Consider the following 15,223-nt stretch of genomic DNA (forward strand, 5'->3'; position numbering starts at 1 on the left):
CCCCCCCCCCGCACGGTCCCCGGCCGTGACGCCCCGCCGGGCGTCACGGCCGGGGGCTTGTGCGGACCGGCCCCCGCAGCAGCACCGGGCGGTGCGCGCGGGCCGGACAGCACCGACGACCACCGGCGGCCGGCGAGACGCGCCGGGACCGGCACCGACTGCGTGAGGAACCCCCCGATGGTGGAGCTCAAGAACCCCGAGCAGATCGCGAGCATGCGCGCCGCCGGACTGGTGGTCGCGGAGATGCACCGCCGGTGCGCCGACGCCGCGGTCCCCGGTGCCACCACCGGCGAGCTGGACCGGGTCGCCGCCCAGGTGCTGGCCGATCACGGCGCCAAGCCGAACTTCCTCGGGTACGGCGGGTTCCCCGGCAACATCTGCACCTCGGTGAACGACGTGGTGGTCCACGGCATCCCCTCCGACGGTGAGGTCCTGCGCAGCGGCGACGTGCTGTCGATCGACGCCGGCGCGATCGTGGACGGCTGGCACGCCGACGCCGCGATCACCGTGCTGGTGGGGGAGGGCCACGGCCCCGAGGTGCTGGAGCTCAACCGGGTGACCGAGGAGTCCATGTGGGCGGGGCTCGCCGCGATGCGGCTGGGCAACCGGCTGGTCGACATCTCGCGCGCGGTGCAGGACGACGTCCGTCGGCAGCCGAAGCCCCCGTCGGGCAAGTGGGGCATCGTCGAGGAGTACGGCGGGCACGGCATCGGGAGCGCCATGCACATGGACCCGCACGTGCTGAACTACGTCGAGCGCCGCCGCGGCCGGGGGCCGAAGCTGGTCCCGGGGATGTGCCTGGCCATCGAGCCGATGATCTCCCTGGGCACCCCCCGGACCCACGTGCTCGCCGACGACTGGACGGTCAAGACCGACGACGGGACCTGGGCCGCTCACTGGGAGCACTCCATCGCGCTGACCGAGCAGGGTCCGCTGGTGCTGACCGCACCGGACGGCGGGCGCGAGCGGTTGGCAGCGCTGGGTGTCGTGACGGCCCCCGACCCGCTCGCCTGACGCCGCCGGGCCGCGGTCGGAGGCGGGTTCCGGGCGGTGGTCGCGGCCGGTGGCGGGCGCCTGCTGCGCCATCCGTGTGAGGCGCGTCACCCTCAGGGTGCATATCCTGCCGCCATGCGGGGAATGATGAGGGGATTCGTCTTTCCGGTCGACGTGCCGTAGACTGGTGCGTCGGTCCCTGTACACCTGTGTATAAGGGCTGTCCAGGTAGTCCAGGTAGCCGATCCCGGAAGGTGAAGCGCTCAAGTATGGCCAAAAAACAAGGGGCCATCGAGATCGAGGGCACCGTCGTCGAGTCTCTGCCGAACGCGATGTTCAAAGTGGAGCTCCAGAACGGGCACCAGGTCCTCGCGCACATCAGCGGCAAGATGCGGATGAACTACATCCGTATTCTTCCCGACGACCGGGTCGTGGTGGAGCTCTCTCCCTACGACCTCACCCGCGGGCGGATCGTCTACCGCTACAAGTAGCTCCCCGCTTTCCTCGCGGGGGCGTCCGTAGATCATCAAGTCCCGGAGAACCTCATCCCATGAAGGTCAAGCCGAGCGTCAAGAAGATCTGCGACAAGTGCAAGGTGATCCGCCGCCACGGCCGGGTCATGGTCATCTGCGACAACCTGCGCCACAAGCAGCGCCAGGGCTGACGCAGACCGCCCGCACTTCTCGCGGTACTTCGCGCGACGCACGCATCACGCGACCCCTTTGAATACGCAGACACCCGCCCTCGCGCACAGCGCGGCGGCGACACCCCCGGTCGGAGGCCGGGGACCCGGCGTGAGACGCCGGGACAGGTGCTGCAGCAGACCTCCGACGAGTACAGGAGCCATACATGGCACGCCTCGCAGGCGTTGACCTTCCGCGTGAGAAGCGCGTGGAGGTTGGTCTGACCTACGTGTTCGGGATCGGCCGTACGCTGGCCCAGGAGACCCTGAGCGCCACCGGTATCGACCCCGACACGCGCGTCCGCGACCTTGACGAGGAGCAGCTCGTCAAGCTCCGCGACTACGTGGACGCCAACATCAAGACCGAGGGTGACCTCCGTCGCGAGATCCAGGCCGACATCCGCCGCAAGGTGGAGATCGGCTGCTACGAGGGTCTCCGTCACCGTCGGGGCCTGCCGGTCCACGGTCAGCGCACCAAGACCAACGCCCGCACCCGCAAGGGCCCGCGTCGCGCGATCGCCGGCAAGAAGAAGCCGGGCAAGAAGTAGTCCTCACCGGTCACTGATTCTCAGGTCCGAGTGCACAGGACCGACCACCTCCACGGGAGTACATCCATATGCCTCCGAAGGGCCGTCAGGCCGGCGCCAAGAAGATGCGCCGCAAGGAGAAGAAGAACGTTGCCCACGGGCACGCTCACATCAAGAGCACGTTCAACAACACCATCGTTTCGATCACCGACCCCACGGGCAACGTGATCTCCTGGGCCTCTGCCGGCCACGTCGGCTTCAAGGGCTCGCGCAAGTCGACCCCGTTCGCCGCGCAGATGGCAGCCGAGTCGGCCGCCCGTCGCGCGCAGGAGCACGGCATGCGCAAGGTCGACGTCTTCGTGAAGGGTCCCGGCTCCGGCCGTGAGACCGCGATCCGTTCGCTCCAGGCCACCGGCCTGGAGGTCGGTTCGATCCAGGACGTCACGCCCACGCCGCACAACGGCTGCCGTCCCCCCAAGCGCCGCCGCGTCTGACGCACGGCGTTCGTCCCGTCGGCCCGGCCTCGTCGGCCGGCCGCGGGGCTCCGGAACACGGGGGCGGGTCCGCGTCACGCGGGCCCCCCCCTGACGGGTCCCCGCCCCCGGGCGGGGGTCCGGACCGCGGTGGTGGGCCTTCGGGCCCGCTGACGCGGGAGCACCACCGGTGCCTCGGCACCGCACCGCCGCACCCCGGTACGGCGGACGCACCGTCTGGAGCACGACAGGCCACTGTCGTCTGGCCCGGCATCAAATAGTGGGTGCCGGAGACTGGAGTCATCACCCATGCTGATCGCTCAGCGTCCTTCCCTGACCGAAGAGGTCGTCGACGAGTTCCGCTCGCGGTTCGTGATCGAGCCGCTGGAGCCGGGCTTCGGCTACACCCTCGGCAACTCCCTGCGTCGCACGCTGCTCTCCTCGATCCCCGGTGCCGCCGTCACCAGCATCCGGATCGACGGCGTCCTGCACGAGTTCACCACCGTGCCGGGTGTCAAGGAGGACGTCACCGACCTCATCCTCAACATCAAGCAGCTGGTCGTCTCCTCGGAGCACGACGAGCCCGTCGTGATGTACCTGCGGAAGCAGGGCCCCGGCCTGGTCACCGCCGCGGACATCGCCCCGCCGGCCGGTGTCGAGGTGCACAACCCCGACCTGGTCCTGGCGACCCTCAACGCCAAGGGCAAGCTGGAGCTGGAGCTGACCGTCGAGCGCGGTCGCGGCTACGTCTCCGCGGTGCAGAACAAGCAGTCCGGTCAGGAGATCGGCCGCATCCCGGTCGACTCCATCTACAGCCCCGTGCTGAAGGTGACCTACAAGGTCGAGGCAACCCGAGTCGAGCAGCGGACCGACTTCGACAAGCTCATCGTCGACGTCGAGACCAAGGAGGCCATGCGTCCGCGTGACGCCATGGCGTCCGCCGGCAAGACCCTGGTCGAGCTGTTCGGCCTGGCGCGTGAGCTGAACGTCGACGCCGAGGGCATCGACATGGGCCCCTCGCCGACCGACGCGGCGCTCGCCGCCGACCTGGCGCTGCCGATCGAGGAGCTGGAGCTGACCGTCCGCTCCTACAACTGCCTCAAGCGCGAGGGCATCCACTCGGTGGGCGAGCTGGTGGCCCGTTCCGAGGCGGACCTGCTCGACATCCGCAACTTCGGCGCCAAGTCGATCGACGAGGTCAAGGCGAAGCTGGCCGGCATGGGGCTGGCCCTGAAGGACAGCCCGCCCGGATTCGACCCGACCACCGCGGCCGACGCCTTCGGTGCGGACGACGACGGTGACGCCGGGTTCGTCGAGACCGAGCAGTACTGAGCCACCCGAGCCGCGTGGGGGCGGTGTCCGCACCGTCCCCACCGCTCCGCCCGGCCGTGAGCCGGGCACCACGCACTTCCGGGCGACCCCCGGAGAACCGCGCGGACACACCCGTCCGGGCGGCCCTGACACCGGTACCTGACACGGCCGGTGCAGACACGGAGGAGAAACACCATGCCGAAGCCCACGAAGGGCCGCCGGCTGGGCGGTAGCCCCGCCCACGAGCGTCTGATGCTGGCCAACCTGGCCACCGCGCTGTTCGAGCACGGCGGCATCACCACCACCGAGGCCAAGGCCCGTCGGCTGCGTCCGGTCGCCGAGCGTCTGATCACCAAGGCGCGCAAGGGCGACCTGCACAACCGCCGTCAGGTCATGCAGACCATCCGCGACAAGAGCGTGGTCCACACCCTCTTCACCGAGATCGGCCCGCAGTTCGCCGACCGTCCCGGTGGCTACACCCGCATCACCAAGGTCGGTCCCCGTCGTGGCGACAACGCCCCGATGGCCCGGATCGAGCTGGTCGAGGCGCTCACCGTGCAGCAGGAGGCGGTCGGCGAGGCCGAGGCCGCCACGACCCGCGCGGTGAAGGAGGACGCCCTGGCGAAGGAGTCCACCACCGAGGCGAAGGCCGACGAGGCCGCCGAGGAGAAGAAGGACGCCTGACCCGGCGCACCTGATTCGCCCGAACGGGCCCGCCCCTCTCCGGGGGGCGGGCCCGTTCTCCGTTCCCGCGCCCACCCGCCCGGGCCGGACCCGCCCGGGGCAGGGGATGAGATGATCCCCGGGTGAGTGACGAGGTGCGCGCCGGTCGGGTGCGAGTGCGGCTGGACCTGGCATACGACGGCTCCGACTTCTCCGGTTGGGCCCGCCAGAAGGGCGACCGGCGGACCGTCCAGAGCGAGCTGGAGGACGCGCTCCAGGTCGTCACACGCTCCACCGAGCGCTACGAGCTGACCGTCGCGGGGCGGACCGACGCCGGGGTGCACGCACGCGGTCAGGTCGCCCACGTCGACCTGCCGGTGGAGGTCTGGGCCGAGCAGCGCGAGAAGCTGCTGCGGCGGCTCGCGGGGCGGCTGCCGCACGATGTGCGGGTCTTCCGTGTCTCGGAGGCGCCCGCGCACTTCAACGCCCGGTTCTCGGCGGTGTGGCGGCGCTACGTCTACCGCGTCACCGACCATCCGGGCGGGGTGGACCCGCTGCGGCGGAGTCATGTGCTGTGGCACAACTGGCCGTTGGACGAGTCCGCGATGAACGAGGCCGCGGTGGGGCTGCTGGGCGAGCACGACTTCGCGGCCTACTGCAAGCAGCGGGAAGGGGCCACCACCATCCGGACGCTCCGGCGGCTGGAGTGGGCGCGGCAGCCGGACGGGGTGCTCGCCGCCACGGTGCTGGCCGACGCGTTCTGCCACAACATGGTGCGGGCGCTGGTGGGGGCCATGCTGTTCGTCGGGGACGGGCACCGCCCCCCGTCGTGGCCCGCGCAGGTGCTGGCGGCCGGGGTGCGGGACTCGGCGGTGCACGTCGTGCGCCCCCACGGGCTGACGCTGGAGGAGGTCGGCTACCCGGCCGACGAGCGGCTCGCCGACCGGAACCGCGAGGCGCGCAACCGCCGCACCCTGCCGGCGGGCGCCGCCGGCTGCTGCTGACCGAGAGCCCGCGTACCGGCCCTCCGCCCGCCGTGCCTCGCGGCGGAGGTCGGCCCGGTGTGTCCGCCGCCGCGGCGGACACACCGGGCCGCCGCCTCAGTCCTCCTCGCCGTCGCCCCCGGCGTTGCGCTCCCGGATGATCGCCGCGGCCGACTCCGACGCCTGGTCCTCCCCGCGGAGCACGATGCGCGCGTGGGCGTGCGCGTTCCCGTCCCGGGCGGCCTGCTGGGCCGGGGTGCCGTCGCCCTGGTCGGGGGTGTTGTCGGCGTTGCCCGCGATGGTGAAGTAGGCGTAGCGGCCGACCTGGTTCTTGGTGGTGCGGCAGCCGCCGCGGGCGCAGAACGCCGGGGCCTCGCCGCTGGTGAGCGGGGAGAGGTGGCTGGCCGCCGCCTCCTTGGCCGCTTCCGCCTCCTCGGCGCCCGGGAACTGCGCGACCCCGATCGTGACCGCGACGATGCCGTCGCTGTAGGTGGCGCGCGCCAGGCCGGTGCAGCCGTGCTGGGTGAGGACCTCGCCCAGGGCCACGTCGACGGCGTCCACACAGCTGTCGGAGTCGGCGACCGCCCGGCGGACGTAGGTCCTGCCGTCCACCTCCATCGGGTCGCCGGAGAAGAAGGTCTCGCCCGCGAAGGGCGCGAGGTCCTTGTCCGCGTCGGTGATGAACTCGCGCGGCTTGGGCACCGGGGGCAGCGAGGTCTCCTCGAAGCTGGGCTCCGGGGCTGGGTCCTGCGACTCCTCGGCGTTCTCCGCGGAGCCCGCCGTGTTCTTCGCTCCCTCGTCACCTCCGCCGCTCTGCCGGACGATCCCGAGCGCGACGACGGCGCCTATCGCCAGGGTCGCGGTCGCGGCGCCGGCGATGATCAGCAGCCGCCTGCGCTGCCGCCGGCGGTCCGCGTCGGCGGCGAGCCGGTTCCAGTCGGGGGCGCCCCCCGGCGCCGGCGGCTGCCCCCACGGGGGTTGTCCACCCTGTTGCCGCTGCGGTCCGCCCTGGGGCGGGCGTCCGCCCTGGGGTTGTCCGGGGGTCCACTGCGGTCCCCCCTGCCATGAACTCATGCGCGCAGTTTAGGGAAGTGAACGCACCGCTCCTGCGCCCGCACGGTCACAATCCGGTCCCTGCCGGTCACCAGCGTCGCTGTGCCGGCCCGCGGCGGGGCTCCCACCGTGGTGGGGAACTGCGCGGGGCAGGCGGCCGGACCCGCCGCCGGCGGCCGGGAAACCGGTTGGGTTCCCGCCTGCCGAGCGGCGACAATCGGTCACATGGGTCATGTCGAGGTTGCGCATCTGGACTACGTCCTGCCCGACGGTCGTCCGCTGCTGCAGGACGCGTCGTTCCGGGTGGGGGAGGGGAGCGCGGTGGCGCTGGTCGGCGCCAACGGCGCGGGCAAGACCACGCTGCTGCGCATGATCGCCGGTGAACTCGCTCCGGAGGAGGGCACGGTGACCGTCAGCGGCGGCCTCGGTGTGATGCCGCAGTTCATCGGCTCGGGCCACCAGGACGACGAACGCACCGTCCGCGACCTGCTCATCTCCGTCGCGCCGGGCCGCATCCGCGAGGCGGCGCGCGCGGTGGACGCGGCCGAGCTCGCGGTGATGACGACCGACTCCGAGGCGGACCAGATGGCGTACGCCCAGGCGCTCGCCGACTGGGCCGAGGCCCAGGGGTACGAGGCGGAGACGCGCTGGGACATCTGCACCACGGCCGCGCTGGGCGTGCCCTACGAGCGGGCCCAGTGGCGGCGGCTGAACACCCTCTCCGGCGGGGAGCAGAAGCGGCTGGTGCTGGAGTCGCTGCTCCGCGGCCCGGAGGAGGTCCTGCTGCTCGACGAGCCGGACAACTACCTGGACGTCCCCGGCAAGCGCTGGCTGGAGGAACAGCTGCTCCAGACGCGGAAGACCGTGCTCTTCATCTCCCACGACCGGGAGCTGCTCGCCCGCTCCGCGCAGAAGATCATCAGTGTGGAGCCGGGCCCGGCCGGCTCCGACGTGTGGGTCCACGGCGGCGGTTTCGCGACCTTCCCCCAGGCGCGCCGGGAGCGGTTCGCCCGCTTCGAGGAGCTGCGGCGACGCTGGGACGAGAAGCACGCCCAGCTGAAGCAGCTGGTCAACACGCTCAAGAACAAAGCGGCCTTCAACGACGGCCTCGCCTCCCGCTACCAGGCCGCGCAGACGCGGCTGCGGAAGTTCGAGGAGGCCGGGCCGCCGCAGCAGCCGCCGCGTGAGCAGGAGATCACCATGCGGCTGCGCGGTGGCCGGACCGGGGTGCGGGCGGTCACCTGCGAAGGGCTGGAACTCACCGGCCTGATGCGGCCGTTCTCGCTGGAGGTCTTCTACGGCGAGCGGGTGGCGGTGCTCGGCTCCAACGGCTCCGGAAAGTCCCACTTCCTGCGGCTGCTGGCCGGGGAGGCGGTCGCCCACGACGGGGTGTGGAAGCTGGGCGCGCGGGTGGTACCGGGCCACTTCTCGCAGACCAACTCCCTCACCGGCCCGCGGCCGGCCGGTGAGGCCCCGGCCGCCGGGACCGCCACCGCCGCCCGGCAGGCCGCCTCGCGCACCCTGCTGGAGATCCTCTGGGCCGAGCACGCCCGCGACCGTGGCGCGGCGATGTCCGCGCTGCGGCGCTACGAGCTGGACCGGCAGGCCGAGCAGCCCTACGAGCGGCTCTCCGGCGGGCAGCAGGCGCGGTTCCAGATCCTCCTGCTGGAGCTGGGCGGTGCCACCGCGCTGCTGCTGGACGAGCCGACGGACAACCTGGACCTGGAGTCGGCCGAGGCGCTCCAGACGGGGCTGGAGGCGTTCGACGGCACGGTGCTCGCCGTCACCCACGACCGCTGGTTCGCGCGCGGCTTCGACCGGTTCCTCGTCTTCGGCTCCGACGGACGGGTGCGGGAGGTGCCGGAGCCGGTCTGGGACGAGGCGCGAGTGGCACGCACCCGCTGACGGCGTCCGGAGCCGCGCGGTGGCACCCGGGTGCGGCTCGCCTGCGCCCGGCCGCCGGAGGGGCGCTGCCGGGGCGGCAGCGCCCCTCCGGCGCGCCCTGACCGGCGGCGACGCGGGCCCCGGCCGGGGGAGCGAGGGGCGGATCGGCGTCCTCGCGGGGGCGGCCCGCGGCCGTCACTCCGGACCCGTTTTGACCCGTCCGGGTGGAGCCCGGTATTCTGCCTGGTCGATATGCGTTTGGCTTGCTCGATCTCACGAGAGGGGCCTTGCGCGGTCGTCTGCGAGACTTTCCCGGCCCCCGCGCCACGGTTGCGTCACCGTGTCGTGCCCGGCCGTCGGTCCCGTGGCCGGCCAGTTAAGGACCCACTCAACAAGCGAAGGCTACGACCGTGCGTACGTACAGCCCCAAGCCCGGCGACGTCCAGCGTCAGTGGCACGTGATCGACGCCGAGGACATCGTCCTCGGTCGTCTCGCGTCCCAGGCGGCCACCCTCCTGCGCGGCAAGCACAAGCCGATCTACGCGCCGCACATCGACACCGGTGACTTCGTCATCGTCGTCAACGCCGCGAAGGTGCACCTGTCCGGCAACAAGCGGACCCAGAAGCTCGCCTACCGTCACTCGGGCTACCCGGGTGGTCTGCGCTCGATGCGCTACGACGAGCTGCTGGAGAAGAGCCCGGAGAAGGCCGTCGAGAAGGCCGTCAAGGGCATGCTCCCCAAGAACACCCTGGGCCGTCAGATGCTGTCCAAGCTGAAGGTCTACGCAGGTCCCGAGCACCGTCACGGCGCCCAGCAGCCCGTGCCGTTCGAGATCACCCAGGTCGCGCAGTAGTCCCGGCCACACCCCTAAGACATCGAGAATCTGAGGAACATCGTGGCCGAGAACACCACTGAGACCGACACCGACACCGACACCCTCGACGCCGCCGTGCCGGACGTCCAGGAGTACACCACCGAGTCCGCGCCCTCCGAGGACTTCGCCGCGGACGAGTCCGCCCGCTTCGGCGACCCGCTCCCCGGCGCCGGCACCGGCCGCCGCAAGAGCGCGATCGCCCGCGTGCGCATCGTGCCGGGCAGCGGCAAGTGGAAGGTCAACGGCCGCACCCTCGAGGGGTACTTCCCCAACAAGGTGCACCAGCAGGAAGTCAACGAGCCCTTCAAGGTGCTGGAGCTCGACGACCGTTACGACGTCGTCGCCCGCATCGCCGGCGGTGGCATCTCCGGCCAGGCCGGCGCCCTGCGCCTCGGCGTGGCCCGTGCCCTCAACGAGGCGGACGTGGACAACAACCGCGGCGCCCTCAAGAAGGCCGGCTTCCTGACCCGTGACGCCCGCGCCGTCGAGCGCAAGAAGGCCGGTCTGAAGAAGGCCCGTAAGGGTACGCAGTACAGCAAGCGTTGACGGGGGGCGGGGTCTCGCCCCGCCGCCGTCACGACGCCCCGCCGGTCGCAACGCGCCGGCGGGGCGTCGGCTTTGTCCGCACTCCTGTCGCCGGGCGGCCCGGTGCCGTCGGGTCGCCGTCGGCGCCCGTCGGCCGCGACCGGCGGAGGCCGGTGTGTCGGTCGTGTGCCGCCGCCGTGGTCCGCCTGCGTGTCTCCCCGCTCACCCCCCGCGCGCGGGGCACGGCACGCACAGGACCCGTACGCACATGCCACGGCCAGGGGAAACGTGCGGGATATGGTTGATGGGGTCAACGGCGCGGGGGCGGCAGCTATCTCGGAGGACAACTGTGGGACGACTTTTCGGGACGGACGGCGTGCGTGGCGTCGCCAACGTGGAACTGACCGCGGAACTGGCCCTGGGACTGTCGTGTGCAGCGGCCCGGGTGCTGTCCACCCCGGGCGCCGGGTCGCGGCGCCCGGTCGCCGTCGTCGGCCGTGACCCCCGCGCCTCCGGCGAGTTCCTGGAAGCCGCCGTCGTCGCGGGGCTCGCCTCCGCCGGGGTGGACGTGTTGCGGCTCGGCGTGCTGCCGACGCCCGCCGTGGCCCACCTCACCGGTGCGCTCGGCGCCGACTTCGGGGTCATGCTCTCCGCCAGCCACAACCCGATGCCCGACAACGGCATCAAGTTCTTCGCACGCGGCGGCCTCAAGCTCGCGGACGAGCTGGAGGACCGTATCGAGGCGCTCTACCGCGACCTGGCCGAGGGCAAGCCCTGGGACCGGCCGACCGGCTCCGGCGTCGGTCGCGTCACCGACCACGCCTCCGGGCTGGACACCTACGTCTCCCACCTCATGGGCGTGCTTCCGGACCGGCTGGACGGACTGAAGCTGGTCGTGGACGGCGCCCACGGCGCCGCCTCGCGCGTCGCCCCCGAGGCGTTCGCCCGTGCGGGCGCCGAGGTCATCAGCATCGGTACCGACCCCGACGGCCTCAACATCAACGACGGCAACGGCTCGACCCATCTCGGCCCGCTGCGCGCCGCCGTCCTGGAGTACGGCGCCGACCTGGGCATCGCGGTGGACGGTGACGCCGACCGCTGCCTGGCGGTGGACGCCGACGGCGAGGTCGTCGACGGCGACCAGATCCTCGCTGTCCTCGCGCTGGCGCTGCGCGAGCGCGGCCGACTGCGGCACGACACCGTCGTCGCCACCGTCATGTCGAACCTGGGCTTCAAGCTGGCGCTGGAGGCCGAGGGGCTGACCCTCCGGCAGACGGCCGTCGGCGACCGGTACGTCATGGAGGAGATGAAGGCCGGCGGGTTCGCGCTGGGTGGCGAGCAGTCGGGCCACGTCATCGTCCTGGACCACGCCACCACCGGTGACGGCACCCTCACGGGGCTGCTGCTCGCCGCCCGGATCGCCGCCACCGGCCGCACCCTCGCCGACCTGGCGGGCGTGATGCGCCGGCTGCCGCAGGTACTGGTGAACGTCCGCGGTGTGGACAAGAGCCGTGCGGCGACCTCGCCGGAACTGGCGGCGGCCGTGGTCGACGCCGAGCAGGAGCTCGGTGAGACCGGCCGGGTCCTGCTGCGGCCCTCCGGCACCGAGCCGCTGGTCCGCGTCATGGTCGAGGCCGCCGATGCCGAGCAGGCGGCGGCTGTCGCGGAGCGGCTCGCGGAGGTCGTGCGGTCCGCGCTCTCCCTTGAACTGCCCGCCACCGCCGGTTCCTGACCCGCGCCCCTTCGCGCTCCGCCGCTCCGCTGCCCCGCCTCACCACTGCACCGCTGCACCGCCGCGTTCCGTGCCGGTGAGGCGGTGCGGGGCGGGGGTCAGACCTTGCGGAGGGCGAGGCGTTGGACGGTGTGGTCCGGGCCCTTGCGGAGGATCAGGGTGGCGCGACCGCGCGTCGGGGCGATGTTCTCCATCAGGTTGGGCTCGTTGATGGTGTCCCAGATGGTCCGCGCGTAGGCCAGCGCCTCCTCCTCCGAGACCTCGGTGTAGCGGCGGAAGTAGGACGACGGGTCCTGGAACGCCGTCTCGCGCAGCTTGCGGAACCGTGCCAGGTACCAGTCGCGGATGTCCTGGGTACGGGCGTCGACGTACACCGAGAAGTCGAAGAAGTCCGCCACCGCGACACGGGTCCGGCCGTCCGCTCCGGGGAGCGCGGGCTGGAGGACGTTGAGCCCCTCGACGATGAGGATGTCCGGTCTGCGCACCACCAGCCGCTCGTCCGGCACGATGTCGTAGATGAGGTGCGAGTAGACCGGCGCCGTCACCTCGGGGCGGCCCGCCTTCACGTCGGCGACGAACCGGGTCAGCGCCCGGCGGTCGTAGGACTCGGGGAAGCCCTTGCGGGACATCAGGCCGCGGCGGCGCAGTTCGGCGTTGGGCAGGAGGAAGCCGTCGGTCGTCACCAGCTCGACGCGGGGGTGCTCCGGCCAGCGGGCCAGCAGCGCGCGGAGCAGCCGGGAGACCGTGGACTTCCCCACCGCCACGCTCCCCGCGACGCCGATGACGAAGGGGGTGCCGCGGGCGGCGGTGTCGCCGCCCGCGCCGCCGAGGAAGGTGTTGAGCGCGCCCCGCAGGCCGTGCGTGGCGCCCACGTAGAGGTTCAGCAGTCGGGACAACGGGAGGTACACCTCCCGGACCTCGTCCAGGTCGCTGACGTCGCCCAGGCCGCGCAGCCCCGCGATCTCCTCCGCGGCCAGCGGCGCCGCGGAAGCGGTGCGTTCCCGCAGCGCCGACCACTCGGCGCGGCTGAGGTCCACGTAGGGGCTCATGCCGCCCGGCGGCGGCGTGGGTGACGGCGGCGCGGCGGAGCTGCTCCCCGCGGTCTGGCCGGCGGTCGGACGGACGTGCGATTGCATGGACACGTCGCCTATTGTGCGCGCGCCACCCCGGGCGGGCCCGCACCGGCCCCCGGGCGCGGCGGCGGAGTGGCTCCGCCGGTGCCGAGCTGGCTAGGCTCGCTGACCATGACTGCCTGCACGGTGGGCCCCCCGGGCGCACGGCCCGCGCCTCCTGCCCCCGCTCTCCCCGCCCCCGGTCGCCCGGCGACGTTCGGGGGGGTCGCGGCGTGATCATCGGAGTCGGCATCGACGTTGCGGAGATCGAGCGCTTCGACCGGGCGCTGCGACGCACCCCGGCCATGGCGGACCGGCTGTTCGTCGACGCGGAGCTGTGGCTGCCGGACGGGGAGCGCCGCGGCGTCGCCTCGCTCGCGGCGCGGTTCGCCGCCAAGGAAGCGCTGGCGAAGGCGCTGGGCGCGCCCCGGGGACTGCGGTGGACCGACGCCGAGGTCGTCTCCGAGGACGGTGGGAGGCCGACGCTGCGCGTGCACGGCACGGTCGCCGCCCGCGCGGCGGAGCTCGGCGTCCGGAACTGGCACGTCTCACTGAGCCACGACGCCGGGGTGGCCTCCGCCGTCGTCATCGCGGAAGCCTGAGGCCGCTTCCGGCGGTGGCGGTCGGCCGCTGGCGGTTCGGCCTGTCGACCCGCCCGGTCGTGCCCCTGGCCGCTCTGTCCGGTGGTGCGCCAGCCGGCCCCGCGAGCGGTCGGCGCCGGCTCCTCCGTCGGGACGCGGGCCCGGACCACCGCCCCGTTCACCGTCGGCCCCGGACGGCCGAGCCGGGCGGGTCACCGGGCATGCGCCGGCGGCGCGGGCGAGACTGGGGCCATGCGTATCGCGTACTCCACGCACGATGTCCGCGCCGCGGAGCGGCGGTTGATGGACCGGCTGCCCGAGGGCGCCCTGATGCTGCGCGCGGCGGCGGGGCTCGCCGCCGTGTGCGCCCGCACCCTCGGGCGGGTCTCCGGGACCAGGATCGTCCTCCTCGTCGGCAGCGGCGACAACGGCGGTGACGCACTGTTCGCCGGGGCACGGCTCGCGCGCCGGGGCGCCGCCGTGCACGCGATCCTCCTCGGCGGCGACCGGGTGCACGCCCAGGGGCTGGCGGCGCTGCGCCGCGCTGGCGGGCGGACAGCCGGCCCGTCGGAGGCGGACGTCCCACTCGCCCGCGCCGACCTCGTGGTCGACGGGATCGTCGGCATCGGTGGCCGCGGCGGGCTGCGGCCCGAGGCGGCACGGGTGGCACGGCAGGCCGCCGCCACGGGCGTGCCGTTGGTCGCGGTCGACCTGCCCAGCGGGATCGACGCCGACACCGGACGTGTCGAGGGCGAAGCCGTCCGGGCGGCCGTGACGGTCACCTTCGGCGCGTACAAGACCGGCCTGCTGGTCGACCCCGGACGGGGGCACGCGGGCGTCGTGCACCTCGTCGACATCGGGCTCGGCCCCGAGCTGGCCGCCGTGAAGCCGGTGGCGCGGGCCCCGCGCCACCGGGAGGTCGCCGAGCTGCTGCCGGTACCGGGCGCGGAGAGCGACAAGTACCGACGGGGTGTCGTCGGGGTGGCCGCCGGGTCGGAGCGCTACCCGGGCGCGGCCGTGCTGGCGGTCGCCGGGGCGCTGCGCGGCGGAGCCGGTGCCGTCCGCTACGTCGGGCCACCCGCCGAGGCGGTGCTCGCCCGGTTCCCCGAGGTGCTGATCGGACCGGGCCGGGTGCAGGCGTGGGTGGCGGGCTCGGGACTCGGCGACGCCCCGGAGGCCCGGGAACGGCTGGCGCGCGCCTTGGACGACGGTGTGCCGACGGTCGTGGACGCGGACGGCTTGCGGATGCTGGGGTCCGCCCCGGGGCGGACGGTCCGGGGCCCGCTGGTGCTCACCCCGCACGCCGGGGAGGCGGCGGCGCTGCTCGGGGTGGCGCGGGACGAGGTGGAGTCGGCGCGTCTGGAATCCGTCCGGCGACTGGCGCGGGAGACCGGCGCGACGGTGCTGCTGAAGGGCGCCACGACGCTCGTCGCCTCCCCGCCGGGAGCGGCCCCCGCCGACGCGGGGCCGCTGCCCGGCGTCGGCGGGGTCGGGGCAGGGGTCGGGGCAGGGGTCGGGGCGGAGACGCCCGGCGGTCCGCCACTCGTCGGGGAGGCGGTGACCGGCGGGGAGGACGCGGACGGCGGCACGGTACTGGTGAACCTGAACGGCACCGGTTGGCTGGCCACCGCCGGCAGCGGCGACGTCCTGGCGGGGTTGATCGGTTCGCTGCTCGCGGCGGGACTGGCCCCCGCCGCCGCGGCGGCCGTCGGCGCCCATCTGCACGGGCTGGCGGGGTCGCTGGCGCCGGTGCCGCCCACCGCCGCCGAGGTGGGCGAGGCGCTGCCGGCCGCGTGGCGGGCGCTCCGCGCCCCCGACTGATCACGCGC

The 15,223-nt window shown here is 73.4% G+C and carries 16 protein-coding genes; 14 read left to right on the forward strand and 2 right to left on the reverse strand.

What is annotated here, in order from left to right:
• Window positions 1-177 precede the first annotated feature (177 nt).
• The 8 genes from map (at window position 178) to truA (ending at window position 5,653) form a co-directional block, all read left to right on the forward strand.
• Window positions 178-1,014 carry a type I methionyl aminopeptidase gene (gene map / locus HCJ92_RS14840; protein WP_167934063.1) on the forward strand — a complete coding sequence of 279 codons (837 nt, stop codon included), beginning with the start codon at window positions 178-180 and terminating at the stop codon, window positions 1,012-1,014.
• A 248-nt stretch (window positions 1,015-1,262) separates the two neighbouring features.
• Window positions 1,263-1,484, forward strand: coding sequence for a translation initiation factor IF-1 (gene infA, locus HCJ92_RS14845; protein ID WP_167934064.1), 222 nt, complete (start codon window positions 1,263-1,265; stop codon window positions 1,482-1,484).
• A 59-nt stretch (window positions 1,485-1,543) separates the two neighbouring features.
• Window positions 1,544-1,657, forward strand: coding sequence for a 50S ribosomal protein L36 (gene rpmJ / locus HCJ92_RS14850; protein WP_003956441.1), 114 nt, complete (start codon window positions 1,544-1,546; stop codon window positions 1,655-1,657).
• A 185-nt stretch (window positions 1,658-1,842) separates the two neighbouring features.
• Window positions 1,843-2,223: a 30S ribosomal protein S13 gene (gene rpsM, locus HCJ92_RS14855; protein WP_167934065.1), complete on the forward strand. Its 381-nt coding sequence runs from the start codon at window positions 1,843-1,845 to the stop codon at window positions 2,221-2,223.
• A gap of 68 nt (window positions 2,224-2,291) precedes the next feature.
• Window positions 2,292-2,696: a 30S ribosomal protein S11 gene (gene rpsK, locus HCJ92_RS14860; protein ID WP_167934066.1), complete on the forward strand. Its 405-nt coding sequence runs from the start codon at window positions 2,292-2,294 to the stop codon at window positions 2,694-2,696.
• Between the two features lie 288 nt (window positions 2,697-2,984).
• Window positions 2,985-4,007: a DNA-directed RNA polymerase subunit alpha gene (locus tag HCJ92_RS14865; RefSeq protein WP_167934067.1), complete on the forward strand. Its 1,023-nt coding sequence runs from the start codon at window positions 2,985-2,987 to the stop codon at window positions 4,005-4,007.
• A 174-nt stretch (window positions 4,008-4,181) separates the two neighbouring features.
• The gene (gene rplQ / locus HCJ92_RS14870) at window positions 4,182-4,670 is read left to right on the forward strand and encodes a 50S ribosomal protein L17 (RefSeq protein WP_167934068.1); all 489 of its coding nucleotides are present in this window, start codon (window positions 4,182-4,184) and stop codon (window positions 4,668-4,670) included.
• Window positions 4,671-4,792: 122 nt separating this feature from the next.
• Window positions 4,793-5,653, forward strand: coding sequence for a tRNA pseudouridine(38-40) synthase TruA (gene truA, locus HCJ92_RS14875; protein WP_167934069.1), 861 nt, complete (start codon window positions 4,793-4,795; stop codon window positions 5,651-5,653).
• 96 nt (window positions 5,654-5,749) lie between these two features.
• Here truA and HCJ92_RS14880 read toward each other — a convergent pair whose 3' ends face one another.
• The gene (locus HCJ92_RS14880) at window positions 5,750-6,706 is read right to left on the reverse strand and encodes a hypothetical protein (RefSeq protein WP_167934070.1); all 957 of its coding nucleotides are present in this window, start codon (window positions 6,704-6,706) and stop codon (window positions 5,750-5,752) included.
• 204 nt (window positions 6,707-6,910) lie between these two features.
• Here HCJ92_RS14880 and HCJ92_RS14885 point away from each other — a divergent pair, with 204 nt between their 5' ends.
• The 4 genes from HCJ92_RS14885 to glmM all read left to right on the forward strand — a co-directional run bounded on the left by HCJ92_RS14885 (window position 6,911) and on the right by glmM (window position 11,701).
• On the forward strand, window positions 6,911-8,590 hold the full coding sequence (locus tag HCJ92_RS14885) for an ABC-F family ATP-binding cassette domain-containing protein (protein ID WP_167934071.1): 1,680 nt from the start codon (window positions 6,911-6,913) through the stop codon (window positions 8,588-8,590).
• 389 nt (window positions 8,591-8,979) lie between these two features.
• Window positions 8,980-9,423, forward strand: coding sequence for a 50S ribosomal protein L13 (gene rplM / locus HCJ92_RS14890; protein WP_167934072.1), 444 nt, complete (start codon window positions 8,980-8,982; stop codon window positions 9,421-9,423).
• Window positions 9,424-9,465: 42 nt separating this feature from the next.
• Entirely contained in the window at window positions 9,466-9,990 is a 525-nt protein-coding gene (rpsI, locus tag HCJ92_RS14895; protein WP_167934073.1) for a 30S ribosomal protein S9, read from the forward strand.
• Window positions 9,991-10,318: 328 nt separating this feature from the next.
• Complete coding sequence (gene glmM, locus HCJ92_RS14900; RefSeq protein ID WP_167934074.1) at window positions 10,319-11,701, forward strand: phosphoglucosamine mutase; 1,383 nt, start codon at window positions 10,319-10,321, stop codon at window positions 11,699-11,701.
• A 98-nt stretch (window positions 11,702-11,799) separates the two neighbouring features.
• Here glmM and coaA read toward each other — a convergent pair whose 3' ends face one another.
• The gene (gene coaA, locus HCJ92_RS14905) at window positions 11,800-12,750 is read right to left on the reverse strand and encodes a type I pantothenate kinase (protein WP_167934077.1); all 951 of its coding nucleotides are present in this window, start codon (window positions 12,748-12,750) and stop codon (window positions 11,800-11,802) included.
• 296 nt (window positions 12,751-13,046) lie between these two features.
• Between coaA and HCJ92_RS14910 the strand changes: the two genes are divergently transcribed.
• On the forward strand, window positions 13,047-13,415 hold the full coding sequence (locus HCJ92_RS14910) for a holo-ACP synthase (RefSeq protein WP_167934075.1): 369 nt from the start codon (window positions 13,047-13,049) through the stop codon (window positions 13,413-13,415).
• Window positions 13,416-13,646: 231 nt separating this feature from the next.
• On the forward strand, window positions 13,647-15,215 hold the full coding sequence (locus HCJ92_RS14915; RefSeq protein ID WP_167934076.1) for an NAD(P)H-hydrate epimerase: 1,569 nt from the start codon (window positions 13,647-13,649) through the stop codon (window positions 15,213-15,215).
• Window positions 15,216-15,223 lie beyond the last annotated feature (8 nt).

This window comes from Streptomyces spiramenti, from assembly GCF_012034385.1.
GTDB classification, from domain to species: Bacteria; Actinomycetota; Actinomycetes; order Streptomycetales; family Streptomycetaceae; genus Streptomyces; species Streptomyces spiramenti.

Coding starts and splice junctions, on each gene's coding strand:
- map (WP_167934063.1), top strand. CDS start 178: ATGGTGGAGCTCAAGAACCCCGAGCAGATCGCGAGCATGCGCGCCGCC.
- infA (WP_167934064.1), top strand. CDS start 1,263: ATGGCCAAAAAACAAGGGGCCATCGAGATCGAGGGCACCGTCGTCGAG.
- rpmJ (WP_003956441.1), top strand. CDS start 1,544: ATGAAGGTCAAGCCGAGCGTCAAGAAGATCTGCGACAAGTGCAAGGTG.
- rpsM (WP_167934065.1), top strand. CDS start 1,843: ATGGCACGCCTCGCAGGCGTTGACCTTCCGCGTGAGAAGCGCGTGGAG.
- rpsK (WP_167934066.1), top strand. CDS start 2,292: ATGCCTCCGAAGGGCCGTCAGGCCGGCGCCAAGAAGATGCGCCGCAAG.
- HCJ92_RS14865 (WP_167934067.1), top strand. CDS start 2,985: ATGCTGATCGCTCAGCGTCCTTCCCTGACCGAAGAGGTCGTCGACGAG.
- rplQ (WP_167934068.1), top strand. CDS start 4,182: ATGCCGAAGCCCACGAAGGGCCGCCGGCTGGGCGGTAGCCCCGCCCAC.
- HCJ92_RS14880 (WP_167934070.1), bottom strand. CDS start 6,706: ATGAGTTCATGGCAGGGGGGACCGCAGTGGACCCCCGGACAACCCCAG.
- HCJ92_RS14885 (WP_167934071.1), top strand. CDS start 6,911: ATGGGTCATGTCGAGGTTGCGCATCTGGACTACGTCCTGCCCGACGGT.
- coaA (WP_167934077.1), bottom strand. CDS start 12,750: ATGAGCCCCTACGTGGACCTCAGCCGCGCCGAGTGGTCGGCGCTGCGG.
- HCJ92_RS14915 (WP_167934076.1), top strand. CDS start 13,647: ATGCGTATCGCGTACTCCACGCACGATGTCCGCGCCGCGGAGCGGCGG.